Origin of the sequence: Mycobacterium sp. KBS0706, from assembly GCF_005938675.2 — a bacterium.
Classification (GTDB): Bacteria; Pseudomonadota; Alphaproteobacteria; order DSM-16000; family Inquilinaceae; genus Inquilinus.
Window position 1 is genome coordinate 1 of record NZ_VCCH02000432.1, and the last position, 252, is coordinate 252.

1 protein-coding gene is annotated in these 252 nt (G+C 71.8%); it reads left to right on the plus strand.

Going from position 1 to position 252, the window contains the following annotated elements; genetic code table 11:
• The coding region (locus FFK22_RS43710; RefSeq protein ID WP_186003001.1) for a phosphopantetheine-binding protein at positions 1-252 on the plus strand (252 nt) is incomplete at both ends.

Here is a 252-nt window from a genome sequence, read left to right on the forward strand (position 1 = left end):
CCACCTGATCGGCCGGATCCGGTCGAGCCTGGGGGTGGAGGTGACGATCCGGAGCCTGTTCGAGGCGCCGACGGTGTCGGGGCTGGCGGAGCGGCTGGGCACGGCGCGGCAGGGCCGAGCGGGCCTGAAGCGGCGGGAGCGTCCGGAGCGGATCCCGTTGTCGTATGCGCAGCAGCGTCTGTGGTTCCTGTTCCGGCTGGAGGGTCCGAGCCCGGCCTACAACATCCCGATCGTGCTGCGTCTGCGTGGCGA